Origin of the sequence: Roseomonas nitratireducens (genome assembly GCF_017813355.1) — a bacterium.
GTDB lineage: Bacteria > Pseudomonadota > Alphaproteobacteria > Acetobacterales > Acetobacteraceae > Neoroseomonas > Neoroseomonas nitratireducens.
The window spans coordinates 178,593-202,059 of sequence record NZ_JAGIYZ010000006.1; the positions used below are offsets into that span (position 1 = coordinate 178,593).

The following is a 23,467-nucleotide window of genomic DNA, read 5'->3' on the forward strand; positions in this document are numbered from 1 at the left end:
CGCCCGGCGCGGCGGGAAGGGGAAGGGGGGCGGGCTACAGCTCCAGGATGCGCTCCGGCGCAGCCTTGCCGCGGATCAGGTCCCACAGCCCGATCATGTTGCCGCGGAACCGGCCCCATCGGTCCGCCCAGGGTTCCGGCCGGATCGAGCGCACGAGGTTCGCGAGGCAATGCCGCGCCGCGCTCGGGATGGCGTGGTTCCAGGGGAAGGTCCCCTTGCGCGCGAGATAGACGGGATTGACCACCTGCGAATAGCCGAGCCGCACCTGCGCCACGCGCCCCGACTTCGACCCCAGATGCACGCCCCGCGCGCCGGCCAGCCGCAGGATCGCGCCATGCCGGCCCAATTGCCGCGTCACGTCGATATCCTCGTACCAGGCATAGAGCGGCAGGCGTTCATCGACGCGGATGCCATGCGCGCGCACCGTCGCCATGCGGAAGGCCATGTTGCAGCCATAGCCGTTGAAGTGCGGCGCCATCGCCATGCGGTCCGCGGGCGGGATGTCGGCCGCGAGCAGCGCCGCCCCTTCCTCGACCGAGAAGCCCGGCCCGTTCGCGCCATCCGCCACCACCGTGCCGGTCGCGACCACCATGTCCGGCCGCGTGGCGAAGGCCGCTTCCGTCACCGCCAGATAGTCGGGCGCGCAGAGGAAATCGTCGTCGAGGAACAGCACGACGTCGCAATCCGCCGCGGCATCCAGGATCGCGTTGCGCTGGCGCGGCAGGCCGGCCGGGGCGGTGATGAACTCGATGCCCGGGATGGCGTCGCACCCCGCCACGTCCTCCGCCGTCACGTGGCAGACGATGACGCGGTCGGCGCGGCGGGACTGCCGTTCGAGGTCGCGCAGAACGGCGGCGAGGATGGCCGCGCGGCCGCGGGTGGCGATGCCGATGGCGATGCGCATCAGCCTGCCTCCGTCAGCGCCGGCAGCACGGCCGGCGCGCGCGCCTCGGCCGCCAGCGCGCCGGCCATCCGCCCGCGCCAGGTCATGTAGTAGTAGCCCGCATCGTGCATCCGCCCGCGCAGCAGGCTCAGCGCGACGCCGCCGAGCGGACGGACCAGGAAGGCGACCCAGGCCGAGGCCGGCGCGCCATGCCGGCGCAGCGCGAAGCCGAGGCCGCGGCCGTAGCGCTCGGCACGCTCCACCGCGACATCTGTCAGCCGCTTGTCGGGATGGATGATGCGCAGGTCCGGGTCGTAGCGCGCATGCAGCTCCTTCGCCATGGCGCGGCAGACGAGGTCGTTGCCCTCCGCCGAGCCGAAGGGCGTGCCCGGCCCCATCCGCTCGTCGAAGCCGCCGAGCGCCATCGCCGTCTCGCGGCGGAGAAACAGGTTGAACTCGATCACGCTGGTCCAGACATTCGCGAGGTCGATCGCCCCGCCTTCCAGCCGCCAGCGCCCCGAGCCCAGCCCGCCTGCGGGGGAGGCCGCCGGTCCCGTCAGCACATGCAGCGCGGGGCTGGCCGCGAAGGCGGCATCGACGCGATCGAGCACCCCGGCCGGATAGAGGCAGTCATCGTCGGGGAAGGTGACGATCTCGCCCCGGGCATGGCGCAGCCCGAGGTTGCGCGCGTGGTTGGCGTTGCGCACCGAGGACCGGATGCGCCGCAGCGGCAGGCGCCCCGCGAAGGCCGCCTCCACGGGACCGACGCGGTCATCCTCGTTCTGGTCGACGATGATGACTTCGAAATCCTGCCGCCCCTGGGCAAGCAGGCTGTCGAGCAGCTCCGCGATCTCCCGGTCCCGCCCGAGGGTCGCGACGACGAGGGAGAACCTCACGCCCGTGCCTCCTCCACCACGCGGCGCATGGCGGCGCGGAAGGCGGCATGGCCGAAGCGCTCGGCATTGGCGCGGCAGGCGGTGGGGTCGATGGACATCGCCTCGAAGCGGCCGACCGCGTCGATGATGGCTTCCGCCGCTTGCTCGGCGAAGAACAGGCCGGTCTCGCCCTCACGCACGATGTCGCGCGCGCCGCCCTTGCCGAAGGCGATCACCGGCGTGCCGCAGGCCTGCGCTTCGACGGTGGCGATCCCGAAATCCTCCTCGGCCGCGAAGATGGCCGCGCGGGCGGATTGCGTCAGGCGCACCAGTTCCTCGTTGGACACGCGGCCGCGCAGCTCGATGTTCGCGGCACCCGAAGCGGCCTCGCGCACGCGCGGCGCGTTGGGCCCGTCGCCCACCACGACCAGCCGGCGGTCGGGCATCCGCGCGAAGGCCGCGGCGATCAGCTCGATCCGCTTGTAGGGGACCATGCGGGAGGCGACGAGGTAGAAGCCTTCCTTCTCCGCCTTCAGCGCGAAGCGGTCCACGTCGACGGGCGGATGGACCACCAGCGCATCCCGCCGCCAGACCTTGCGGATGCGCTCGGCGATGTAGGTGGAGTTGCCGATCAGCACGTCGGGTCCGAGCGCGCTCGCGCGGTCCCACATGCGCATCCGGTGCAGCAGCCAGCGCGTATATGCGCCCATGATGCCGCGCTCGAGTCCCGCTTCCCGCAGATACTGGTGCTGCAGATCCCACGCGTAGCGCATCGGGCTGTGCACGTAGGAGACATGCAGCTGCCCCGGCCCGGTCAGCACGCCCTTGGCGACGGCGTGGGAGGAACTCAGCACTAGGTCGTAGCCGGACAGGTCCAGCTGCTCGATCGCCAGCGGCATCAGCCCGAGGAATTTCCGGAAATGCTTCCGCGCGAAGGGCAGGCGCTGGATGAAGCTGGTGGTCACCGGCTTACCGCGCAGGAAGCCGCGCTCGGCCTCGGGCAGGAAGTCGCAGACGGCGAACAGGTCCGCCTCCGGCCATTCGGCGATCAGCTGCTCGACGACGCGCTCGGACCCCGCATAGGTGTCGAGCCATTCATGGACGATCGCGACCTTCATGCGAGGCGCTCCCGGACCTGCGCGAGCAATTCCCGCGCCGCCCGTTCCCAGGTGAATGTCCGCGCGCGCGCCAGCCCCGCCGCGCGCAGCGATGCGGCGAGCCCATCCTCCGTGGCCAGCCGGTCGAGTGCGGCGGCGAGCGTCGCCGGCGCCGCCGGGTCGAACCACAGCGCGGCATCGCCGCAGACCTCCGGCACCGCGCCCGCGCGCGCGGCGACGACGGGGCAGCCGCAGGTCATGGCTTCCAGCGGCGGCAGGCCGAAGCCTTCGTAGCGGGACGGGAAGACCAGGCAGAGCGCATCGGCGTAGAGCGCGCGCAGTTCGGCATCCGATACGCGCCCGAGCAGCCGCGCGGCGTCCGCCGCCACGCCGCCGCCGGCGCGGAACACGGCCGGGTCCGCCGCCCCCGCCACGGCCAGCGTCAGCCCATGCCCGCCAAGCGTCTCCGCCGCCGCGGTCAGCACGGCGAGGTTCTTGTGCGCCGCCGGATTGCCGACGACGAGCGCGTAGCGCCCCGGCGCCAGCCCGTGCTTCGCCAGCACGCCGGCCTCGGGCGCGATGCGCAGCATGTGCTCCCCGCCTTCGGGCAGCACGCCGATGGATGCCGGCGCGATGCCGAGGGCCGCCGCGATCCGCCCGCGCGAGAATTCCGAGACCGTCAGCAGCCTTGCCCCGCGCGCGGACAGGCCGCGCTGCAGCAGCCGGTACCAGCTGCGGAAGGCGAAGGAATAGGATTCGGGGGTGTCGAAGGCGCCGGCATCGTGGATCACCACCGCCTGCCGCGCGCCCGCGAGCAGCGGCGCGGTGTTGCCGAGGTTGATGAGGAAATCCCCGCCGAGGGCGCGGGGCAGGTCCCATTGCTCCCAGCCCTGGCCGCCGCGCGTGCCGACCGGCTGCGAACGAAAGGCGACAAGCCCGGCCTCGCGCGCGCCCTGCGGCGCCAGCAGCCGCGCCGCCGGCCATTCGCCGCGCGCGGCCAACGCATCGGCGGCGGCGACGATCTCGGTCGCGAAGCGCTGCACGCCCGTCATGCCCTGCGTCAGGAAACGCCCATTGATGGCGATGCCGCTCATGCCCCAGCCCGTCCGATCCGTCCGAGCAGCCGCGCCCGGTCTTCCGCCGGGGCCAGCCGCCAGCCGAGCACGGCGGCGACGATCATCGTCGCCATGCCCAGCAGCGCCGGCGCGACATGCCCCGGCAGCGGCACCATGGCGGCGAGCCCCGCGCCTGTCACGGCCAGGAAGGGCAGCAGCGCGCGCCCGGCCTGCGCCGCCGGCGGATAGAAGCGCGCCGCGAGCAGGAAGCGCCCGGCGCAATCCGCCGCGGCGCGCAGCGCCCAGGCGACGGCCGCGCCCTCGATTCCGACCAGCACCAGCAGCAGCGCGCCCAGCGGCAGGAAGACCGCGGCCTGGACCAGCGAGAAGGTGGCCGTCACCTCGGGCCGGCCGATCGCATCCAGCAGCGTGCCGGGCACGAAGGCGAGGCAGGAGAAGAAGATGCCCACGCCCAGGATGCGCAGGACCATCCCCCCGCCCTCGGCGAAGGCGGTGCCGAGCCAGAGCCACAGCAGCCATTCGGCCAGCGCCACCAGCACGAGGCAGGCCGGCAGCACCAGCCCCGCCACGATCAGCGCGCCCCGGCGCATCAGCAGCACGGTCTTGTCGGGCGCGGTGCGGAAGGCGCCCGCGAAGGCCGGCAGCAGCGCCTGCGCCACCGCCACCGGCAGGATCCACATGCGGATGACGAGGTCGAGCGGCGTCGCGTAGAAGGCGACCGCGGTCAGCCCGATCAGCGCCCCGATCAGGAAGCGGTCGGCATAGAGCAGCACCTGCGTCAGCGCGCCGGACAGGCTCATCCAGCCGCCCTGCCGCAGCAGCGGCCGCAGCAGCGCGAAGCGCGGCGCCGCCAGCCCCAGCCCGGGCACGTCCTTCCAGGCGAGCCACGCATAGGCGATGCCGCTGACGAGGCGCACCGCGACCAGCGCCAGCATCACGCCGACCAGGCTGTCCCAGGCCAGCAGCGCGAGCACCGGCCCCAGGTAGTAGAAGACGCTGACCGGCATGTTCACGAGGTTCGCCGCGCGGAAGCGCTGCCAGGCCGCCAGCACCCCCCACAGCGCCGCGTTCAGCACCACCAGCGGCGCGGCGAGCGCCAGGACGCGGAAGGCGGCCAGCGCCTCGGCCTCCAGCGCCGGGGGGACGATCAGCACGCGGCCGATCAGCAGCGGCATCAGCGCCCAGGCGATCCCGGCCATCACCCCCGAAAGGCCGAGCAGCGCGATCAGCGTCGCGCCGACCAGCGCCGGGGCTTCCGCGCCACGGCCTTCGCCGATGCGTTCGGAGACCGCGCGCGTCAGCGCCATGCCCAGGCCGAGGTCGAAGACGCCGAAGATGCCGACCATGGCGAGCGCCAAGGTGAACAGGCCCCAGCGATCCGTCCCCATCAGGTGCACCAGCACCGGCGTCAGGACGAGGGCGAGGAGCAGCGGCACGCCGCGCCCGAGCGCGTTCCACGCCACGCCGGAGACGAGCCTGCGCCCGCCGGCCCGGTCCTCCGGGCCTTCGGGCGAAGCGCTTGTCATCGGAGGAGCCCCGCGGCCGGGGCAGCCGGGGCAATCAGCCGAACCTCGGAGCGACGCCAAGCCTCGATCCGGGGGCGCGCATGCGCGACCGCGCCCAGACCGCCCGCCGCCCCTGGCGCACCAGCCCAGGGCGCGAAAGCCAAGCCGCCGGAGGCGGCGCCCGGCGACTGAGGTCCCATGAGACTCTGATCCCTGAGGACGATGAAATCGGCCGCAGGGATCAGTGCGCGCCGCGGCGCGACAGGACGGCGACCGGCGTCTTCAGCAGGATGCGGATGTCGGCCAGCAGGGAAGGCTGGGAGACATAGGCGACATCGAGCGCGACGCGCTGGTCGTAGGAGGTCTCGCTCCGGCCGCTCACCTGCCACAGGCCGGTGATGCCCGGGCGCACCGACAGGTAATGCGCGGCGGCGGCGCCGTAGTAGCCGTCGAGCTCGGACTGCGTGACCGGGCGCGGGCCGACGATCGCCATCTCGCCCTTCAGCACGTTGATCAGCTGCGGCAGCTCGTCGAGCGAGGTGGCGCGCAGGAAGCGGCCGATGCGCGTGATGCGCGGGTCGTTCTTCAGCTTGCGCGTCTGCTCCCACTCGGCCCGCGCCGCCGGGTCGGTGGCCAGCAGGGCCTCGAGCCGCGCCTGGCTGTCGATGACCATCGAGCGGAACTTGAGGCAGCCGAAGATCCGCCCGCCGCGGCCGACGCGGGGATGGGCGTAGAAGGCCGGGCCGCCATCCGCGCGGACCATCGCGCCGACGACCAGGAAGAAGGGCAGGGCGACCAGCAGCGCCAGCCCGGCTATGGCGATGTCCATCGCGCGCTTGGCCAGCGGCAGCAGGCGCGGCGCGGCGACGCGCCCGCCGAACAGGCGCACCGCCGCATTCTGCGGGGGAAGGGGACCAACCGGGACGCTGGACATGAGCGGAGCGGCCTTCTGGGGGGTAACCGCCGCCGGTGGGGGCCGGCTGCGGCCAAAGGTGGCCCGCGGGCCGGATCGCCCCCCCTTTTCTCTGTCGTGGGGAACGAGGCCGGACCTCGGTTGACGCGGGTTGTCGCCCTTGGCGCGGGCGGATGTGGGACCGGGTTGCGGCATGATTGTGGCGGCGCAGCAAACCCGCACTTGTCCTGGCGTCCGCCCGGCCGCAAAACCGCCCGCCGTCGTCCCGAGGATCCAGCCCCTGTCGCCCAGGCTCGCCGCCGCCCTGTCCTATGGCTTCGCGCTGCTGCTCGGCGCCGGCCTCGCCCTGGCGCTGTTCCCGGCCGAGATGCTGGTCCCGCGCGCCGGGGGCGCCTTCGCCCCGCAGGGCGACGCGGCGCAGCACGCGATCGCGCAGCGCTACTTCCTGGCCGATGACTGGCGCTGGCCGCTGCTGACCGCGGCGAACCTCCGCCCGCCGGAAGGCGTGAACATCGCCTTCGTGGACGGCATCCCGCTGCTCGCCCTGCTGCTGAAGGCGGCCTTCCCCCTGCTGCCGGAAGGCTTCCACGGCATCGGGCTCTGGTACGCGATCGCCTGGACGCTCCAGCCCGTCGCCGCCGTCTGGGCGCTGCGCGGGGCGGGGGAGACGCGGCTGCTGCCGGCGATCGGCGTGGCGCTGGCGGCCTCCGCCATGCCGTCCTTCGTCAACCGCTACGGGCATGCGGCGCTGACCGGGCATTTCTGCCTGCTGCTCGCCCTCGGGGCCTATGCGCGGCTGGTGCGCGGCGGCGGGGTCGCGGGCTGGGCCGGGGCGGCGGGGCTCGCGGTCGGCACGCTGCTGGTCCATCCCTATCTCGCGGCGATGGCGCTGGCGCTGCTCGCCGCGGTGCCGACGACGCTGCTGCTGCGCGGCGACCGGCGCTGGATCGGCGCCGCGGGGGGCTTGGTCGCGACCGTCGCGGCGGTGTTCGGCACCATGGCGATGCTCGGCTATCTCGGCGCGACCGGGGATGGCGGCTATGGCGACTTCGCCCTGAACCTGCTCTCGCCCGTCTGGCCCTATCGCTCGCTGGTCCTCGGCTGGCTGGTGGAACGCGAGGTGGACGCGACCGGCCATGGCGGCTGGGAAGGCTACAACTGGCTCGGGCTCGGGCTGCTGGCGGGCCTCGTGCTGCTGGTCGCGGCGGCGCCGCGGGCGGTGGGTTCTGCGCTGCGCCGCCATGCCGGGTTGGCCCTGGCGCTGGCCGGGCTGACGCTGCTCGCGCTGTCCTTCCGCGTCGGCGCCGGCGGCGCGGTGCTGGTCGACCTGGGCGATCCGCCGGGGTTCCTCGAGCAGTTCCGCGCCTCGGGGCGGTTCTTCTGGCCGGTGGGGCTGGCGCTGCTGGTGGGGGCCGCCGCGCTGCTCGCGCGGCTGCCGCGCTTCGGGCCGGTCGCGGTGCTCGCGCTCGGCCTGCTGCAATTCGCCGACGCCGCGCCGAATCGCGCGGCGCTCGCCGCCTGGGCCGGTCAGCGCCAGCCCTGGACGGTCGAGGCGACCCCGCTGCGCGCCCTGCTGGCCGAGGCGCGCAGCGTCGCGATCTTCCCCACCTGGCCTTGCGTGCCGAAGCCCGACACGCTCGGCGACCATGGCCGGCAGCTGCAGGTGCTGAACCTGGCCGCCGAGCGCGGCGTGACGGCCAACACCATGTATGTCGCCCGCTGGCGCGGCGAACGCCCGCGCTGCGACGACGCGGCCGCGATCGCCGCGCCGCTCGCCCCGGGGGAACTCAGGATCGTCCTGCCCGGCGCGCGGGATCAGGCGTTGGCGTCGATGCCCGGGGCCGCCGCGCTCTGCGCCCCGCTGGGCGAGGTGCTCGCCTGCCGGCTCGGCAGGTAGCGCTCGGCGAAATAGAGCGGGCGCTGCTTCGTCTCGTTGAAGATGCGCCCGAGATACTCGCCGATGATGCCGAGCATCATCATCTGCACCCCGCCGAGGAACAGCGTGACGGCGAGCAGGCTCGGATAGCCCGCCACCGGGTTGCCGAAGAGCAGCGTGCGCACGACGAGCGTGAAGAGGTAGATCGAGGCCAGCACCGCGATCGCGAAGCCGACATAGGTCGCGACCTTCAGCGGCGCCACGGTGAAGCTCGTGATGCCTTCCAGCGAGAAGTTCCACAGCTTCCAGTAGTTCCACTTGGTCTCGCCGGCCGCGCGCGGCGCGCGGTCGTAGCGCACCGCGGTGGCGGGGAAGCCGATCCAGGCGAAGAGCCCCTTCATGAAGCGGTGCTGCTCGCGCAGCTTCAGCAGCGCGTCGACGGCGCGGCGGGACATCAGGCGGAAATCGCCGGTGTCCTGCGGCAGCTTCACCTTGCCGCCCAGGCGCTGCATCACCCGGTAGAAGCCGGCCGCCGTGGCCTTCTTGAGCCAGGTCTCGCCCTCGCGCGTGTTGCGCTGGGCGTAGGCGATGTCGAAGCCCTCCCGCCAGGCGGCGACCAGGGCGGGGATGACCTCCGGCGGGTCCTGCAGGTCGGCGTCGATGACGATGACGGCCTCCGTCGCGCGGGCGTGGTCGAGCCCCGCGGTCAGCGCGATCTCCTTGCCGAAGTTGCGCGAGAGGTTCAGCACGGCGGCGCGCGGGTCCTGCCGCTGCAGCCCGGTCATCACCTCCAGCGTCGTGTCGCGGGACCCGTCGTTGACGTAGACCACCTCCCAGGCGAGGCCGATGCCCTCCATCGCCGCGGCGAGGCGGCGGTGGAATTCCGGCAGCACCTCCTGCTCGTTGTAGGCGGGGACGACGACGGAAAGGGCGGGGGCGTCGGGGGCGGTCATGGCGGGGTCCGGGAAGGGCGCGGGCGGCACGCGCCGCCCATCACCCCGCAGGACCATGCCGGGCCGGCCAAATCAAGGCGCGATTGCGGTCAGCCCTGGACGGAGAGGTTGAGTTCCGTCGCCAGCGCCGTCCATTCCCGCAGGCAGCGGGCGATGTCCTCCCGGAAGGCGTCGGGGCCGAGATAGGCGGGGATGGTGTCGATCTCGACCAGCCGGCGCTGCACCGCCTCTGCCTCGACCACCTTCCGGAAGGCGGCGACGGCGCGGTCGAGGATGGGCTGCGGCGTGCGCACCGGCGCGAGCAGCCCGATGAAGCCCGAGAACTCGAACCGCGTCGAAAAGCCCGAGGCGCGCAGCAGCGGCACGCTGGGCAGCGATGGCAACTGCCGCGTGCCGGACAGCCCCAGCGGGCGGATCCGCCCGGCCCGGATCGCGCCCCCGCTCGCGGCCATGGAGTGGAAGGCGCAGGCGACGGTGCCGGCGACCATGTCCTGCAGCATCGGTCCCTCGCCGCGATAGGCGACATGGGTCATGCCGAGCCGCGCCTCGTCCGAGAACATCTGCCCATAGGCATGCCCGGAGGAGCCCGGCGCATAGGAGCCGTAGGACAGGTCCCGCCCGCGCGCCCAGGCGACGAAATCCTGCACCGTGCCGCCCTGCGTGGCGGGCGAGGCGCAGAGCACGAGCGGCGTGACGCCGAGCTTGCCGATCGGCGCGAAATCCGCGACCGGGTCGTAGGGGAAGCGCCGCAGCACGACCGGCGACTGCACATGCGTCGTGATGGTGAACAGCATCGTGTGCCCGTCGGGCGTGGCCTTGGCCGCGGCTTCCGTGCCGATCAGCCCGCCCGCGCCGCCGCGGTTGTCGATCACGATGGGCTGGCCGAGCTCGGCCGCCATGGGCTCGGACACCAGCCTGGCCCAGAGATCCGTCGAACCGCCCGGCGGGAAGGGCACGATCCAGCGGATGGGCCGGTCCGGCCAGCTTCCCTGGGCAATGGCGGGGCGCGCGAGGGCAAGGCCCGCCGCCGCCCCGATGATGGTCCTGCGCCGCATTCCGGCTTCCTCCCTGGTCGTCTTGGAGCGAAGCCTAGGCCGGAAGGCGCCCGGGGTGGAACCACCCCGGGGCCCCACGGATCAGAAGCGGTAGCGCACGCCGACGCCGACGATCCAGGGATCGAGGTCCGCCCGCGCATTGATGCGCCCGAGCGTGGTGTCGACCGCCAGGTCGGGCCGCAGGAACAGCTTCTTCACGTCGAAGTTCACCAGCCAGTTCGGCGCGACTTCCACATCCATGCCGATGTTCAGCGCGAAGCCGAAGGCGTTGCGCACGTCGACGCCGGTCACCGCCGCGGTCCGCCCACCGCCCTCGCTGTAGAACATCGTCCAGTTCACGCCGGCGCCGATGTAGGGGCTGAAGCGCTCGGCCGGCAGCGGGTGGTACTGGAAGGTCAGCGTCGGCGGCAGCGCCCAGACATGGCCGAGATCGACCGTGCCGAGCGAGCTGTCGCGCACCTCGAGGTCGTGCTGCGTCGTCGCCGCGATCAGGTTCAGCGAGAAATTCGGCGTCAGGAAGTAGGTGAAGTCGAGCTGCCCGGTCCAGGCGTCCGACGCGTGCGGCGTGCCGCCGATCGTGTCGACGTTGCCGCCGCTCATCGGCAGCACGCCGATGACGCTGGCGCCGATCATGAAGTCCCCGGCCTGCTTGCCGCGCGGCCCGGCGGACTGCGCGAAGGCGGGTTGGGCGAGAAGGCCGATGGCGGCGGTCGCGGCCAGCAGCAAGGTCTTGCGGATCATCGTCTCTGGATTCCCTCGGGTTCCCGACGAGGGCCGAGGTATGGCGATGCCTCCGTAACGTCCTTGATGTGTCTCAAGCGGCATGCTGCGCCGCGTCACGCGTGGCGCGGACGCCACGCGCGATTCATCAGGGGAAGAAGCGGTAGGCGAGGGTCAGGCCGACGATCCCCTGCGTCGCGCTGCCGCGCTCGACCAGCGGGCTGTCGGCGGACTGGCCGAGGATCTGTCCCACCTCGCCGAAGGCGATCACCGTCCAGCGATCCGCGACGAGCCAGGTCGCGCCGGCGGCCACCGCCGCGAACCAGTAGTCGCGCGGGCGGAACACGCCGTAGCCGCTGCGCGCGGACTGCCCTTCGTCCACGCCGAAGAAGGTCTCGGCGAAGCCGCGGCTGCCCCAGGACAGGCGCGGGCCGGCGGACAGGATCACGCGCTCATGCACGCGGAACACGCGGTCGAGCCGCGCCTCGGCCAGCACGCCCGAATGTCCGCCGAAGCCCTGCCGCGCCTCGCCGCGGATCAGCCAGGTTCCGTCGGAATAGGAGATGAACCCGCCCGCCTCGCCCGCCAGGCGGATGTCGCCCATGCCGCGCAGAGCCGCGTTGTCGTCCTGGTCGCGGCCGAAGCGCGGCCGCAGCACGAGCCCCGCCTGCACCGGCCCTTCCCGCAGCAGCGACACGCCGAGCCCGTCGCGGAAGGACAGGAAGAAGGTGTCGAAGGGCGCGCGGATCTCGGGCGCCACCACCGGCGTCACCCGCCAGTCGTTGGAGCCGAGATAGTCCGGCGAGAACAGCATTCCCGCGCCGATCCCCACGCGCCAGCGGTCGAAGCCCGGCGCGCCGATCGCGGGCGCGGCCTGGGGCGCGAGGTTGGTCTGCGCCGCGGCCGGCTGGGCAAGAACGCAGGGCAGCAGGGCCGCGAGACCGGCAAGAAGGCGACGCATGGCGAGGAAGGCTCCCTTATTGGTGGCGGGCCCGGCCCCGCGGAGCGCCGGACTTGGCCCTGCCCGCTTTACCTTTCAACGGCGCCCCGATAAGCGCCGCTGGAACGCCAGGACCGCAGGGGAGACGCCGCGCCATGACGACCGACCTCGAGATCGCGCGCGCCGCGACCTTGAAGCCCATCGGGGAGATCGCCGCCCGCGCCGGCATCCCCGACGCCGCGCTGGAACCCTACGGCAAGTACAAGGCCAAGGTCGGGCTCGACTTCGTCTCCTCGCTCCAGGACCGCCCGGACGGCGCGCTGGTGCTCGTCACCGGCATCAACCCGACCCCGGCGGGGGAGGGCAAGACGACCACCACGGTCGGGCTGGGGGACGCGCTGAACGCCATCGGCGTGAAGACCATGATCGCGCTGCGCGAGCCCTCCCTCGGCCCCTGCTTCGGCGTGAAGGGGGGCGCGACGGGCGGCGGCTACGCCCAGGTGCTGCCGATGGAGGACATCAACCTCCACTTCACCGGCGACTTCCACGCCATCACCAGCGCGAACAACCTGCTCGCGACCATGGTGGACAACCACATCTACTGGGGCAACGGCACGGGGCTCGATGCGCGCCGCGTCTCCTGGCGCCGCGCGCTCGACATGAACGACCGGGCGCTGCGCGGCATCGTCTCCTCCCTCGGCGGCGTCGCCAACGGCTTCCCGCGCGAGGACGGCTTCGACATCACCGTCGCCTCGGAAGTCATGGCGGTGTTCTGCCTGGCGCGGGACCTTTCGGACCTGCAGGCGCGGCTGGGGCGCATGATCGTCGGCCAGACGCGCGACGGGCGCAGCGTGACGGCGGCCGACGTCAAGGCCGATGGCGCCATGGCCGTGCTGCTGCGCGACGCCTTCGCGCCCAACCTCGTGCAGACGATCGAGGGCTCGCCGGCGCTGGTGCATGGCGGGCCCTTCGCCAACATCGCGCATGGCTGCAACTCCGTCATGGCGACGCGGCTCGGCCTGAAGCTCGCCGACGTGGTGGTGACGGAAGCGGGCTTCGGCGCCGACCTCGGTGCCGAGAAGTTCATGGACATCAAGTGCCGCCAGGCCGGGCTGAAGCCGGCCGCCTGCGTCGTCGTCGCGACCGTCCGCGCGCTCAAGATGCATGGCGGCGTCGCCAAGGCCGAGCTGGGGCGGGAGGATGTGGCGGCGGTCAGGCGCGGCGTCGTCAACCTCGCCCGCCATGTCGAGAACGTGGGCAAGTTCGGCGTGCCCGTCGTCGTCGGCCTCAACCGCTTCACCTCGGACACCGAGGCCGAGATCGCGGCGGTGCAGGAGGCGATGCGCGCGCTCGGCACCGACGCGATCCTCTGCACGCACTGGGGCGACGGGGCCAAGGGGGCGGAAGCGCTGGCGCGCGCGGTGAAGGGCATGATCGATGCGGGCCGCGCGGATTTCGCGCCGCTGTACACCGACCATGTCTCGCTCGCCGGCAAGATCGAGACCATTGCGCGGGAGGTCTATCGCGCGAGCGCCGTGTCCATTCCCGCGCCGGTCGCGGCGAAGCTGAAGCGCTTCGAGGAGGAGGGCTTCCGCGACCTGCCGGTGTGCATCGCCAAGACGCAGTATTCCTTCAGCGCGGACCCGACCAGGCTCGGCGCGCCGGAAGGCCATGTGCTGCCGGTGCGCGAAGTGCGGCTGTCCGCGGGCGCGGGCTTCGTCGTCGCGGTCTGCGGGGACATCATGACGATGCCCGGCCTGCCGCGCGTGCCGGCGGCGGAGAGCATCCGGCTCGATGCGCAGGGGCGGATCGAGGGGTTGTTTTAGCGGACCACAGGCGCCGGCGAGAGTCTTGGTTGACCTCAGGCGCCGGCGCGGCCATCCGGCCGCTTGGCTTGCGCGCCGTGCGCTGATGCGCCGGGCGCGGATGTCGGTTTGGGCGCGGTCGCGCTTTGCGCTCCCGGCTCGAGGCTGAAGCCTCGAGCCGATTTTCTGGGCCCCAGGCGCCGGCGCCCGCATGCGCGGGCTTGGCTTGCGCGCCGTGCACTGATGCGCCTGGGCTGATGTCGGTCTGGGCGCGGTCGGGCTTTGCGCTCCCGGACCGAGGCTTCGCCTCGATCCGTCCATCCTCGCCGCGGGCGCCTAGCGCCGCGCCTCCTCCACGCCGTCGCGGATGAAGGCGCCCAGCGCGCGGGCCAGGCAGTCGTTCAGCCGGTCGATCTCCGCCGTCCGCCGTTCGCGGGGCGTGCGCTCGACATCGACCGTGCCGGCCTCGGCCCAGGCCTTCATCACGTCGTAGCGGGAAAAGAAGGCGCCGCCGCCCGTCGCGGCCAGCATGCGCAGCGCGTCGCGATAGGGATCGACCTCGGCATTCGCGCGCAGGAAGCGGCTGAACTGGATGCCCATCACCACGGTGTCGACGCCGCGCATCGACAGCCTCTCCAGCCCCTGCACCAGCGCGGCGCCCAGGTCCTCGATCGGCAGGCCGCGCACCGCCTCGGTCATGCCGGCCTGCCAGATGACAAGGTCGATGCCGCCCGCGCGCATCGCGTCCTCGATCAGCCGCAGCTGGTCGGCAGCGGTGCTGCCGCGCCCGCCGCGCACCTCCATCCGCAGGTCGAGGTCGGGCCGCCTTTCACGCAGCAGCGCCTCCAGCCGCGCCGGCCAGGCCGCGGCGGGGGCGCTGACGCCCGGCCCGGCGACGGAGGCCGACCCCACCGCGAGGATGCGCAGCCGCCCGGTCGCGATGCCCGTCGCGGTCGCCCGCAGCGGCGGGGATTGCAGGAATTCGTTTGGCGCGCCGCAGCCCGGCCCCATGGGCGGCGCGGCCCGCTCCGCCGCCGCGGCCGGCAGCGAGAGGCACAGCCCGAGCAGGATCGTCAGGGCGCGGCGCATCGCCCTCAACCCCTATCGGCCGGCGCGCCGGCCGGCAAGCCCGGCGTGGAGGGGCGCCGCGGGGCGCGCTTTTCCGCCCCGTACCAGGCCGTCAGCACCGCCAGCGCCACAAGCGCGGCGGCGCCGAGCAGGTTCACCACCGCCTGCATCCACCAGGCATCCGATGCCTCCAGCGCCAGCCGGCCGAGGAAGGACAGCGCGATGCCCGCGCAGAACACCGGCAGCGCCTGCTGGCCAAGCAGGGCGAGCAGCAGCCCCGGATCGCTCCTGAGCCACGCGGCGTCCCGGCTGACCAGGTGCGCGATCAGGTATGTCAGCGCCAGCATGGTCGCGAGCCGCAGCGGATGCAGCGAGGCCTTGTCGATCGCCGCGAGCCAGGGCGCGAAGGCGGGCAGCCGCGCCAGGGTGAAGTCCCACTGGAAATGGATCAGCACCGTCAGCGCCGCCCCGGCGGCGAGCAGCAGCCAGCACAGCGCGCCCGCCCAGCGCCGCCACGGCAGGACGATCGGCCTTCCGCCCGGCGGCCGGTAGCCCAGCGCGCAGCCGATGAAGAACAACAGCTGCCAGGCGAGCGGGTTGAAGAACCAGTCCTCGCCCCGCCAGGAGGGCAGCGACAGCCCCATCTCCCGCGCCACCAGCCACAGCGCGGCCGAAAGCCCCAGCATGAGCCAGGGCCGGCGCATCAGCGGCATCGCCAGGGCGAACATCGCCAGCACGACGATGTACAGCGGCAGGATGTTGAGGAAGGAGGGCTGGTAGCGCAGCAGCAGCGCTTCCAGCAGCGCGCGGTACGGGTCCGCGCCGAAGGGGTCGAGGTGCAGCTCGTCCAGGTAGGCCGCCGCGTCCAGCCGCTCGGCGGAGAACCCCACCTGCGCCGTGAAGACCACCAGCAGGAAGATGTGCGCGACATACAGCGTGAAGACGCGCCCCAGCACGCGCGAGGCGGCGAAGAACCACCCCTGCCGGTCCATCACGATGCCGTAGGCCAGGCCCGCCGCGTAGCCCGCGAGCAGCACGAAGGCCTCGGTCGCGTCGGACAGCGTGTAGTTGCGCGGCGTGACCGCGCCCATGACGTTGCCCGGCGTGTGGTTCACGAAGATCGCCCAGAGCGCGAAGCCGCGGACGATGTCCACGCGCAGGTCGCGGTCGAGGCGGATGAGCGAGCGCATGGGAGGATGAACACCGCCCCGCGCCCGCGCCGCAAGGGCGGAGTTGCGGCGCCTCAGCCGAGGCCGCGCGCGACCGCCTCCACATCCTGCGCCGCGTTGCAGGCCGGATGGCGCGTCAGCAGCGGCGTCTGGTGGCGGATCGTGTCGCGCACCTTCGCATCCCGCCGCACCACGCCGGCCAGCGGGATATCGCGCTTGAGGAACGTGTTCGCCGCGCGCGCCAGCGTCGCATGGGTGCGCGCCCCCGACGCGGCATCGGCGGCCAAGTTTACGACGATGCGCGCATCGCCCCCCGGGCGGTCCTGCGCGTGCAGCTTCAGCACGGCATAGGCGTCGGTCAGGCTGGTCGGCTCGTCGGTCGCGATGACCAGCAGCGTATCGGCCAGGGCGGCGATGCGGCGCTGCGGCGCCTCCAGCCCCGCGCCGAGGTCGACCACCACATGCCCCCAGCGGCCCGCGGCGCGCGCCAGCATCGAGAGCATCGCATCGAGCGCCGTCCCGCCGAGACCGGCCAGCGCGCCGGATCCCGACCGCCCGGCCAGGATGTCGAAGCCCGCGCCCGGGTGGCGCACGGCGGCGGCTTCCACCGGCGCGCGGCCGGACAGCACGGCGGACAGGTCCTGCGCCGGCTGGAAGCCGAGCTGGACGTCCACATTGGCAAGGCCAAGGTCGGCATCGACCAGCAGCACCGATCCGCCCTGGCGGGCCAGCGCCTGGGACAGCGTGATGGCGAACCAGGTCTTGCCCACGCCCCCCTTGCCGGAGGCGATGGCGACGATCCGCCCTGGCGCGGGGGTGGGCCGGGTCGCGGGAAGGGTCATGTCAGGCGGCCTCCAGCGGTGACGTGGCGTCCCCGCGCCGTGGCGCGGCGAGGCGCGCGGCCAGCCGCGCGGGGGAAAGGGGTTCGAGGCCCTGCACGACCTCGGGGCTGGTGCCGCCTTCGGTCAGCAGCAGCGGCCCGGCCTCGGCGGCGGCGAGCACCGCGCCGAGCCGGCGCGCGGAATCGAGCCGCGTCGGCACAAGATGCCGTGCGCCGAGTGCGGCGAAGGCGCGGGCGAGGTCGGCCGCCTCCAGCGCATCGAGCCCGGCGGGCAGCACCAGGACCGGTTCCGCGCCGATCGCCGCGGCGAAGCCGTGCAGCGCCATCGCCTGGCGCGGGTCGAAGGGATCGCAGCCGGTGCTGTCCACCAGCACGGGCTGGTCCGGCGTGCGCCGGGCCAGCGCCTTCACCAGCGCGCCGGGCGAGGTCGCGACGGCGAGCGTCAGGCCGAGCACGCCGGTGAAGGCGGCGAGCTGCGCCGCCGCCCCCGCGCGCTGCCCGTCGGTCGTCGCGATCACCGGCGGCGTGCCGGCGAGCACCATGCGCGCGGCGATCTTGGCGCAGGTCAGCGTCTTGCCCGCGCCGGGCGGACCCACCAGCAGCAGCGGCCTGTCGCGCCCGTCCGGCAGCGGGCCGAAGCGGAACACCGTCCCCAGCGTTTCCTCCAGCGGCCCGCGCGACAGCGCCGCGGCCAGGCCGGGCGGGGCGTTGTGGAAGGCGAGGGGGCCGCTGGGCTGCGGCGGTGCGGCCGCCGGCTGCGGCGTCGGCAGCGTCGCGATGGCAGCGGCCGGCGGGATCAGCACCGGCTCCTCGGCCTCCAGCGCCGCGGTGATCTCCACCATGCCGCCGCTGCGGCGGGTGTCGAGGATGATCGCCTCGACGCCGAGTTCCTCGCGCAGCATCGCCATCGCATCCGCCATGCGGGGGGCGCGGAAGGTCTTGAGCCGCATCAGAGGCTACCCACGGTGCGGATGCGCGCGCGCGGATGGATCTCGGTATGCGCGAGCACCATCGTCGAGGGCCGGAACCGTTCCACGATGGCGCGCACATGCGGGCGGATCGGGCCGGAGCAGACCAGCGCCGGCTGTTCCCCCGCCGCGGTCGCGGCATCGAAGACGGCGCGGATGCGCTCCATGAATTCCGACAGGCGCGAGGGCGCCATGGCCAGCTGGCGTTCCTCCGGCGGGCCGATCAGCGCCTCGGTGAAGGCCACTTCCCAGTCGGCGGTCAGCGTCACCATGGGCACGTAGCCCTGCGGGCCGCGCGCCGCGTCGGACAATTGCCGCGCCAGCCGCACGCGCACGATGGCGAGGATGCCCGGCACCGTCCGCGCCCCCGCCGCGCAGGCCTCCTGGATGCCTTCCAGGATGGTCGGCAGGTCGCGGATCGACACGCGCTCGGACAGCAGGGCCTGCAGCACGCGCTGGATGCCGCCGACGCCGATCTGCTGCGGCACCAGGTCGGCGACCAGCTTGCGGTGCTCGGCCGGTAATTCGTCGAGCAGCTTCTGCGTCTCGGCGAAGGAGAGCAGCTCGGCCATGTTCTCGCGCACCAGCTCCGTGATGTGGGTCGCGACGACGCCGGCCGCGTCCACCACGGTGCAGCCGCGGGCCAGGGCTTCCTCCCGCCGCGCTTCCTCGATCCACAGCGCGGGCAGGCCGAAGGTCGGCTCGTTGCAGCGTTCGCCCGGCAGGTTCGGCACGCCGCCGGTCGGATCGATGGCCAGCAGCAGCGGCGGGCGCAGCTGGCCGCGCCCGGCCTCGATCTCCTTCACCCGGATCGCATAGGTGTCGGGGGCGAGGGAGAGGTTGTCCTGGATGCGGACGGAGGGCAGCACGAAGCCCATCTCCTGCGCGATCGACCGGCGCAGGCCCTTTATCTGTTCCGTCAGCCGCGGCGCGTCGCCGGCGGCCAGCGACAGCAGCCCGTAGCCGAGTTCCAGCCGCAGCAGGTCGATGCGCAGCGCGTCCGCGATCGGCGCATCCCCCGGCGGCGGCGGTGCCGCGGGCGGCGGCGGGGGCGCGTTCGCCGCGCGATGCTTGGCCCAGGCGCCCGCGCCGGCCGCGCCGGCGATCGCCAGGAAGGGCAGCATCGGCATGCCCGGCATCAGCGCCATGAAGCCCGCCGCGCCGGCCGCGAGCGCGAGCGGCTTCGGCCCCGCGCCGAGCTGGTCGATCATGACCTGGTCGGCGGTGCCCTCGGTGTTGCCCTTGGTGACGACGATGCCTGCCGCGACCGAGGTCAGCAGCGCCGGGATCTGGCTGACGAGGCCGTCGCCGACGGTCAGCAGCGAGAAGGTCTGCGCCGAGTCGGCGAAGGAAAGCCCGTGCCGCGCGACGCCGATCGCCATGCCGCCCAGCAGGTTGATGAAGGTGATGATCAGGCCGGCGATCGCGTCGCCGCGCACGAACTTCGCGGCACCGTCCATGGCGCCGAAGAAGCCGGTCTCCTCCTCCAGTTCCTTGCGCCGGCGGCGGGCTTCGCTCTCGTCGATCAGGCCGGCGGACAGGTCGGCGTCGATCGCCATCTGCTTGCCCGGCAGGGCATCGAGGCTGAAGCGCGCGGCCACTTCCGCGATGCGCCCCGAGCCCTTGGTGATGACCATGAAGTTCACCACGAGCAGGATCGCGAAGACGATGAGGCCGACGACCACGTCGCCGCCCATCAGGAACCCGCCGAAGGCCGAGACGACATGGCCGGCCGCCTGCGGCCCCTCATGCCCATGCGTCAGGATCAGCCTCGTCGTCGCGACGTTCAGCGCCAGCCGCAGCAGCGTCGTCAGCAGCAGCAGCTGGGGGAAGGATGTGAAGTCGAGCGGCCGCTTGAGGAACAGCGACGTCATCAACATCAGCACCGACAGGGTGATGGAGATGGCGAGCCCCATGTCGAGCAGCACCGCGGGCAGCGGCACCACCAGCACGGCCAGCAGCGCCACGACGCCAAGCGCGAGCGAGACGTCGTTGCCGGGCTGGGCCCGGCGCAGCCAGCCGGGAATCGCGATCGATCCCATGGGCTATCCGGCCGCGATGGCGTAGGGCGGCTGGCCGGGCACCGGCGGAACGGTGACCCCCGCCGCGCGGTATTCGTGCAGCTTGTTGCGCAGCGTGCGGATCGAGATGCCGAGCATCTCCGCCGCCCGCGTCCGGTTGCCCAGGCAGTGGGACAGCGTCTCGAGGATCAGCTCCCGCTCGACCTCCTCCACCCGCCGGCCGACCAGGGCGGCGACCGGCTGGGCCGGCGCGATGGCGGCGGCGGCGGCGGCCAGCGGCGCGGTCGCGGCGGCGAAGGCGGCGGGCAGGGGCGGCGCGTCGGGCGCGAAGCTCGGCGCGGCTTCCAGCAGGTCGATCGCGTCCGGTCCGATGGACGGGCCTTCGGCCAGCAGCACGGCGCGGTGCAGCGTGTTCTCCAGCTCCCGCACATTGCCCGGCCAGGCATGGGCCATCAGCACGGCCTCGGCCGCCGGCGTCAGGCCGCGTTCCGGCAGGCCGTTGGCATGGGCGTAGCGGGCGGCGAAGTGGCGGGCGAGCGGCAGGATGTCGTCGCGCCGTTCCCGCAGCGCGGGGATGCGCAGGCGCACCACGGCCAGGCGGAAGTAGAGGTCCTCCCGGAACCGGCCCTTGGCCACCTCGATCGTCAGGTCGCGATGGGTCGCGGCCAGGATGCGCACATCGACCTTCACGGGCGCCGAGCCGCCGAGGCGGTCGATCTCCCGCTCCTGGATCGCGCGCAGGATCTTGGCCTGCAGCCGCGGGTCCATCTCGCCGATCTCATCGAGCAGCAGCGTGCCGCCCTCGGCCTGCTCGAACTTGCCCTTGCGGGACGCGACGGCGCCGGAGAAGGCGCCCTTCTCATGGCCGAACAGTTCCGATTCCAGCAGCGCCTCGGGCAGTGCGGCGCAGTTCAGCGCGACGAAGGGCCCGCGCGCGCGGCGCGATGCCGCGTGGATGTGGCGTGCGAGCACTTCCTTGCCGGTGCCGCTTTCCCCGGTGATCAGCACGGAGGCATCGGCGCGCGCGACCTGCTCGGCGCGGGCGAGCAGCGTCGTCATCGACGCGTCGCGCACCACGGGCTTGTCGGGCTCGCCCGCCACGGTCTGCAGCATCGCCGCGATCAGGTCGGCATCCGGCGGCAGCGGCAGGAATTCCTTGGCACCCGCGCGGATGGCGCGGACCGCGGCCTCGGCATCGTCCGGCCGGCCGCAGGCGACCACGGGGCAGGCGATGCGCTCGGCATCCATCTGCGCGACCAGCCAGCCGACATCGTGCAGCACGTCGCACAGCACGAGGTCCGCGCCTTCGCCGCGGAGCCTGGCGAGGCCCGCGGCCGCCCCTTCCGCGACGATCAGCCGGGCGCCGCGGGCGACCGCGATGCGCGCGGCGGTGCCGAGCTCCGCCTCCAGCGAGCCGATGATCAGGACGCGGGCCATCTCAGACGCCCCGGTCCGACTTCACGATCTCGGTCATCGTCACGCCGAGCCGGTTGTCGTCGACCATCACCACCTCCCCGCGCGCGACGAGGCGGTTGTTGACGTAGATGTCCACCGCCTCCCCGAGCTTGCGGTCCAGCTCCACGACCGCGCCGCGGCCGAGCTTGAGCAGCTGGGAGACCTGCATCGTCGCGCGCCCGAGCACGGCGCTGATCTGCACGGGGATGTCGTAGACCGCCTCCAGCTCCCGCACCGGGACGGCGGCGGGGCGCGCCTCCTCGGCGGTGGCGGTGGCGGGGGAGGCCGGTTCGAAGGTCGCGTTGCCCGACATGTCTCTACTCCTTCGGCCCGAGGCCGGCTGCATCCAGCACGCGGGCGATGTCCTGCCGGCGTGCCGCGAGATCGAGGGTGGCCGCACCGCCGCGCCATTCGGCGCGGGCATCGCCCGGCGCCAGGGCGGGGTCCTCGGCGACCGAGAGGCCCGGCGCGCCGAGCAGCGCGGCGACCTCCTCGGCGAAGCCGGGTGCGACGAGGATGCGCGGCTCCGGCATGCTCTGCAGCGCGGGCGCGATCCGGCGGGCGAAGGCGGCGGCGATCGCCGCGCCGTTGTCGGCCGCCAGGCCCGGCAGCGCGGCATCCATCATGGACAGGGCGAGGCGCGCGAGGCCGATGGCGGTCTCCTCGGCCGCGCGCAGGGCTTCCTGCTGCGCGGCGGCGAGCGCCTCGGCCGCCAGCGTGGCGGCGCGCGCCACCTCGGCCTCCCGCGCCGCGGCGGCCGCGGCCATGCCCTCGGCGCGGCCTTCGGCATGGCCGGCGCGGCGCGCCTCGGCGAGCAGGTTGGCGATCTCGTCCGGGTCGGGGCCGGCGGGCAGGGGCGGGGGCATCGCCTCCGCCTCCCGCCGCGCGGCGTCGAGGGCGGCGATGAGCACCGTCGGCGTGAAGGCGCCGGCCAGCGCGTCGGGTGCGATGCGGGTGAAGCCGTCGGCCATCCTAGTAGACCATCTCGTCTTCGCGCCCGTCCTGCATCTGGATCTGGCCCTGGGCGGCGAGGTCCTTGGCCATCAGCACGATCGCGGACTGCGCCTCGTCCACCTCGCGCAGCTTGACCGGGCCCATATTCGCCAGGTCCTCCTTCAGCATCTTCGCCGCGCGCTCGCCCATGTTCTTGATGAACAGGTCGCGCAGCGCCTCCGACGCGCCCTTCAGGGCCAGCGTCAGCTGGTCCTTGGGCACCGCGCGCATCAGGATCTGCACGCCCTGGCTGTCCAGGCGTGCGAGGTCGTCGAAGGTGAACATCAGGCCGCGGATGCGCTCGGCCGCGTCGCGGTTGCGCTCCTCGAGCGCGGCCAGGATCCGGGTCTCGGACTGGCGGTCGAGGTTGTTGAAGATCTCGGCCATCATCTCGTGCGCGTCGCGGCGCTGCGCGCGGGCCAGGTTAGACATGAACTCGGCCTTCAGCGTCTTCTCGACGCCGTCCAGCGCTTCCTTCTGGACGGTCTCCATGCGCAGCATGCGCATCACGACCTCCATCGCGAAGCCTTCGGGCAGCAGCGACAGGACGCGCGCGGCGTGGTCGGGCTTCACCTTGGTCAGCACGACGGCGACCGTCTGCGGGTATTCGTTCTTGAGGTAGTTCGCGAGCACGGCCTCGTTCACGTTGCCGAGCTTGTCCCACATGGTCCGGCCCGCCGGGCCGCGGATCTCCTCCATGATCTGGGCGACGCGCTCGCGCGGCAGCGTCTTCATCAGCATCCGCTCGGTGGTCTCCCAGGACCCCACGAGGTTGCCGGTCTGGCCGAGGCTGTCGCCGAACTCCTTGCACAGGTCCTCGACCACGGTCGCGGGCACGGTGCCGAGATTGGCCATGGCGGTGGAGATGTCGCGGATCTCGTCCTCGTGCATCTTGGCGAAGAGCCGCGAGGCGTGCTCCTCCCCGATCGCCAGCATGAAGGTCGCGGCCTTCTGGTGTCCCTTGAGCTCGGCCATGGTCACGCTCCGTCCGGCGTCAACCAGCGGCGGACCACGGCCATGGCCTCATCCGGGTGGCGGTCGACGAGTTCCTGCAGCTTGGCGATGGAGGAGGCGCGCATCTGGCCCTCGACCATCGAGATCGAGACCATCGCGTCGCCGCCCTCCCCGCCGGCGGCGAGCGCGCCCGCGGCACCTGCCTGGCCGGGCAGGGCGGGGGTGCCGTCGGCGTTGACCGCGCCGGCCGCGCCGCCCGCGATCGCCGCCGCGCCGCCCGCGGCGCCGGCCAGCGCCGGC

21 protein-coding genes and 1 pseudogene are annotated in these 23,467 nt (G+C 73.2%); 2 read left to right on the forward strand and 20 right to left on the reverse strand.

The window, feature by feature from the left end:
- Positions 1 to 34 precede the first annotated feature (34 nt).
- From J5Y09_RS08585 to J5Y09_RS08610, 6 genes are all read right to left on the reverse strand, one after another.
- Entirely contained in the window at positions 35 to 904 is an 870-nt protein-coding gene (locus J5Y09_RS08585) for a glycosyltransferase family 2 protein (RefSeq protein ID WP_209351332.1), read from the reverse strand.
- Positions 904 to 1,779 (reverse strand): glycosyltransferase family A protein, encoded by an 876-nt coding sequence (locus tag J5Y09_RS08590; RefSeq protein WP_209351333.1) that lies wholly within the window; start codon positions 1,777 to 1,779, stop codon positions 904 to 906. The genes J5Y09_RS08585 and J5Y09_RS08590 overlap by 1 nt, the downstream gene beginning before the upstream one ends.
- Positions 1,776 to 2,876 (reverse strand): glycosyltransferase, encoded by a 1,101-nt coding sequence (locus tag J5Y09_RS08595; protein ID WP_209351334.1) that lies wholly within the window; start codon positions 2,874 to 2,876, stop codon positions 1,776 to 1,778. The genes J5Y09_RS08590 and J5Y09_RS08595 overlap by 4 nt, the downstream gene beginning before the upstream one ends.
- Entirely contained in the window at positions 2,873 to 3,949 is a 1,077-nt protein-coding gene (locus tag J5Y09_RS08600) for a glycosyltransferase family 4 protein (protein ID WP_209351335.1), read from the reverse strand. Before J5Y09_RS08600 ends, J5Y09_RS08595 begins: the two co-directional genes overlap by 4 nt.
- Positions 3,946 to 5,457, reverse strand: coding sequence for a flippase (locus J5Y09_RS08605; RefSeq protein WP_209351336.1), 1,512 nt, complete (start codon positions 5,455 to 5,457; stop codon positions 3,946 to 3,948). The genes J5Y09_RS08600 and J5Y09_RS08605 overlap by 4 nt, the downstream gene beginning before the upstream one ends.
- A 220-nt stretch (positions 5,458 to 5,677) precedes the next feature.
- Positions 5,678 to 6,370, reverse strand: a complete 693-nt coding sequence (locus J5Y09_RS08610) for a sugar transferase (RefSeq protein ID WP_209351337.1) — start codon at positions 6,368 to 6,370, stop codon at positions 5,678 to 5,680.
- Between the two features lie 172 nt (positions 6,371 to 6,542).
- Between J5Y09_RS08610 and J5Y09_RS08615 the strand changes: the two genes are divergently transcribed.
- Entirely contained in the window at positions 6,543 to 8,246 is a 1,704-nt protein-coding gene (locus J5Y09_RS08615; protein WP_209351338.1) for a DUF6311 domain-containing protein, read from the forward strand.
- On the opposite strand, the gene J5Y09_RS08620 is transcribed toward J5Y09_RS08615, so the two are convergent.
- From J5Y09_RS08620 to J5Y09_RS08635, 4 genes are all read right to left on the reverse strand, one after another.
- Positions 8,165 to 9,178, reverse strand: coding sequence for a glycosyltransferase family 2 protein (locus J5Y09_RS08620; RefSeq protein ID WP_209351339.1), 1,014 nt, complete (start codon positions 9,176 to 9,178; stop codon positions 8,165 to 8,167). The two genes, J5Y09_RS08615 and J5Y09_RS08620, sit on opposite strands and share 82 nt — an antisense overlap.
- A gap of 89 nt (positions 9,179 to 9,267) precedes the next feature.
- Positions 9,268 to 10,233, reverse strand: coding sequence for a Bug family tripartite tricarboxylate transporter substrate binding protein (locus J5Y09_RS08625; protein WP_209351340.1), 966 nt, complete (start codon positions 10,231 to 10,233; stop codon positions 9,268 to 9,270).
- An 81-nt stretch (positions 10,234 to 10,314) separates the two neighbouring features.
- Entirely contained in the window at positions 10,315 to 10,974 is a 660-nt protein-coding gene (locus tag J5Y09_RS08630) for an OmpW/AlkL family protein (RefSeq protein ID WP_209351341.1), read from the reverse strand.
- A 127-nt stretch (positions 10,975 to 11,101) separates the two neighbouring features.
- Complete coding sequence (locus J5Y09_RS08635; protein ID WP_209351342.1) at positions 11,102 to 11,914, reverse strand: MipA/OmpV family protein; 813 nt, start codon at positions 11,912 to 11,914, stop codon at positions 11,102 to 11,104.
- Positions 11,915 to 12,048: 134 nt separating this feature from the next.
- Here J5Y09_RS08635 and J5Y09_RS08640 point away from each other — a divergent pair, with 134 nt between their 5' ends.
- Complete coding sequence (locus J5Y09_RS08640; protein WP_209351343.1) at positions 12,049 to 13,719, forward strand: formate--tetrahydrofolate ligase; 1,671 nt, start codon at positions 12,049 to 12,051, stop codon at positions 13,717 to 13,719.
- A gap of 315 nt (positions 13,720 to 14,034) precedes the next feature.
- On the opposite strand, the gene J5Y09_RS08645 is transcribed toward J5Y09_RS08640, so the two are convergent.
- The 10 genes and pseudogenes from J5Y09_RS08645 to J5Y09_RS08690 form a co-directional block, all read right to left on the reverse strand.
- Positions 14,035 to 14,787, reverse strand: a complete 753-nt coding sequence (locus tag J5Y09_RS08645) for an SGNH/GDSL hydrolase family protein (RefSeq protein WP_209351344.1) — start codon at positions 14,785 to 14,787, stop codon at positions 14,035 to 14,037.
- A gap of 5 nt (positions 14,788 to 14,792) precedes the next feature.
- Positions 14,793 to 15,956, reverse strand: coding sequence for an OpgC family protein (locus tag J5Y09_RS08650; protein ID WP_209351345.1), 1,164 nt, complete (start codon positions 15,954 to 15,956; stop codon positions 14,793 to 14,795).
- Positions 15,957 to 16,009: 53 nt separating this feature from the next.
- Complete coding sequence (locus J5Y09_RS08655; RefSeq protein WP_209351346.1) at positions 16,010 to 16,777, reverse strand: nucleotide-binding protein; 768 nt, start codon at positions 16,775 to 16,777, stop codon at positions 16,010 to 16,012.
- 1 nt (position 16,778) lies between these two features.
- Positions 16,779 to 17,726, reverse strand: a complete 948-nt coding sequence (locus J5Y09_RS08660; RefSeq protein WP_209351347.1) for a flagellar biosynthesis protein FlhF — start codon at positions 17,724 to 17,726, stop codon at positions 16,779 to 16,781.
- Entirely contained in the window at positions 17,726 to 19,786 is a 2,061-nt protein-coding gene (gene flhA, locus J5Y09_RS08665) for a flagellar biosynthesis protein FlhA (protein ID WP_209351348.1), read from the reverse strand. The genes J5Y09_RS08660 and flhA overlap by 1 nt, the downstream gene beginning before the upstream one ends.
- A gap of 3 nt (positions 19,787 to 19,789) precedes the next feature.
- Positions 19,790 to 21,202, reverse strand: coding sequence for a sigma-54-dependent transcriptional regulator (locus tag J5Y09_RS08670; RefSeq protein ID WP_209351349.1), 1,413 nt, complete (start codon positions 21,200 to 21,202; stop codon positions 19,790 to 19,792).
- Between the two features lies 1 nt (position 21,203).
- Entirely contained in the window at positions 21,204 to 21,533 is a 330-nt protein-coding gene (gene fliN / locus J5Y09_RS08675) for a flagellar motor switch protein FliN (RefSeq protein WP_245216957.1), read from the reverse strand.
- Between the two features lie 4 nt (positions 21,534 to 21,537).
- Positions 21,538 to 22,191, reverse strand: a complete 654-nt coding sequence (locus J5Y09_RS08680; protein ID WP_209351350.1) for a hypothetical protein — start codon at positions 22,189 to 22,191, stop codon at positions 21,538 to 21,540.
- Position 22,192: 1 nt separating this feature from the next.
- On the reverse strand, positions 22,193 to 23,188 hold the full coding sequence (fliG, locus tag J5Y09_RS08685; RefSeq protein WP_209351351.1) for a flagellar motor switch protein FliG: 996 nt from the start codon (positions 23,186 to 23,188) through the stop codon (positions 22,193 to 22,195).
- Positions 23,189 to 23,190: 2 nt separating this feature from the next.
- Positions 23,191 to 23,467: pseudogene (locus tag J5Y09_RS08690) on the reverse strand (hypothetical protein); the annotation flags it as partial.

What these genes read in the sequence shown, in the direction of transcription:
- J5Y09_RS08585 (WP_209351332.1), bottom strand. Translation starts at nt 904, where the DNA reads ATGCGCATCGCCATCGGCATCGCCACCCGCGGCCGCGCGGCCATCCTC.
- J5Y09_RS08595 (WP_209351334.1), bottom strand. Translation starts at nt 2,876, where the DNA reads ATGAAGGTCGCGATCGTCCATGAATGGCTCGACACCTATGCGGGGTCC.
- J5Y09_RS08600 (WP_209351335.1), bottom strand. Translation starts at nt 3,949, where the DNA reads ATGAGCGGCATCGCCATCAATGGGCGTTTCCTGACGCAGGGCATGACG.
- J5Y09_RS08605 (WP_209351336.1), bottom strand. Translation starts at nt 5,457, where the DNA reads ATGACAAGCGCTTCGCCCGAAGGCCCGGAGGACCGGGCCGGCGGGCGC.
- J5Y09_RS08610 (WP_209351337.1), bottom strand. Translation starts at nt 6,370, where the DNA reads ATGTCCAGCGTCCCGGTTGGTCCCCTTCCCCCGCAGAATGCGGCGGTG.
- J5Y09_RS08615 (WP_209351338.1), top strand. Translation starts at nt 6,543, where the DNA reads ATGATTGTGGCGGCGCAGCAAACCCGCACTTGTCCTGGCGTCCGCCCG.
- J5Y09_RS08620 (WP_209351339.1), bottom strand. Translation starts at nt 9,178, where the DNA reads ATGACCGCCCCCGACGCCCCCGCCCTTTCCGTCGTCGTCCCCGCCTAC.
- J5Y09_RS08625 (WP_209351340.1), bottom strand. Translation starts at nt 10,233, where the DNA reads ATGCGGCGCAGGACCATCATCGGGGCGGCGGCGGGCCTTGCCCTCGCG.
- J5Y09_RS08630 (WP_209351341.1), bottom strand. Translation starts at nt 10,974, where the DNA reads ATGATCCGCAAGACCTTGCTGCTGGCCGCGACCGCCGCCATCGGCCTT.
- J5Y09_RS08635 (WP_209351342.1), bottom strand. Translation starts at nt 11,914, where the DNA reads ATGCGTCGCCTTCTTGCCGGTCTCGCGGCCCTGCTGCCCTGCGTTCTT.
- J5Y09_RS08640 (WP_209351343.1), top strand. Translation starts at nt 12,049, where the DNA reads ATGACGACCGACCTCGAGATCGCGCGCGCCGCGACCTTGAAGCCCATC.
- J5Y09_RS08645 (WP_209351344.1), bottom strand. Translation starts at nt 14,787, where the DNA reads ATGCGCCGCGCCCTGACGATCCTGCTCGGGCTGTGCCTCTCGCTGCCG.
- J5Y09_RS08650 (WP_209351345.1), bottom strand. Translation starts at nt 15,956, where the DNA reads ATGCGCTCGCTCATCCGCCTCGACCGCGACCTGCGCGTGGACATCGTC.
- J5Y09_RS08655 (WP_209351346.1), bottom strand. Translation starts at nt 16,777, where the DNA reads ATGACCCTTCCCGCGACCCGGCCCACCCCCGCGCCAGGGCGGATCGTC.
- J5Y09_RS08660 (WP_209351347.1), bottom strand. Translation starts at nt 17,726, where the DNA reads ATGCGGCTCAAGACCTTCCGCGCCCCCCGCATGGCGGATGCGATGGCG.
- flhA (WP_209351348.1), bottom strand. Translation starts at nt 19,786, where the DNA reads ATGGGATCGATCGCGATTCCCGGCTGGCTGCGCCGGGCCCAGCCCGGC.
- J5Y09_RS08670 (WP_209351349.1), bottom strand. Translation starts at nt 21,202, where the DNA reads ATGGCCCGCGTCCTGATCATCGGCTCGCTGGAGGCGGAGCTCGGCACC.
- fliN (WP_245216957.1), bottom strand. Translation starts at nt 21,533, where the DNA reads ATGTCGGGCAACGCGACCTTCGAACCGGCCTCCCCCGCCACCGCCACC.
- J5Y09_RS08680 (WP_209351350.1), bottom strand. Translation starts at nt 22,191, where the DNA reads ATGGCCGACGGCTTCACCCGCATCGCACCCGACGCGCTGGCCGGCGCC.
- fliG (WP_209351351.1), bottom strand. Translation starts at nt 23,188, where the DNA reads ATGGCCGAGCTCAAGGGACACCAGAAGGCCGCGACCTTCATGCTGGCG.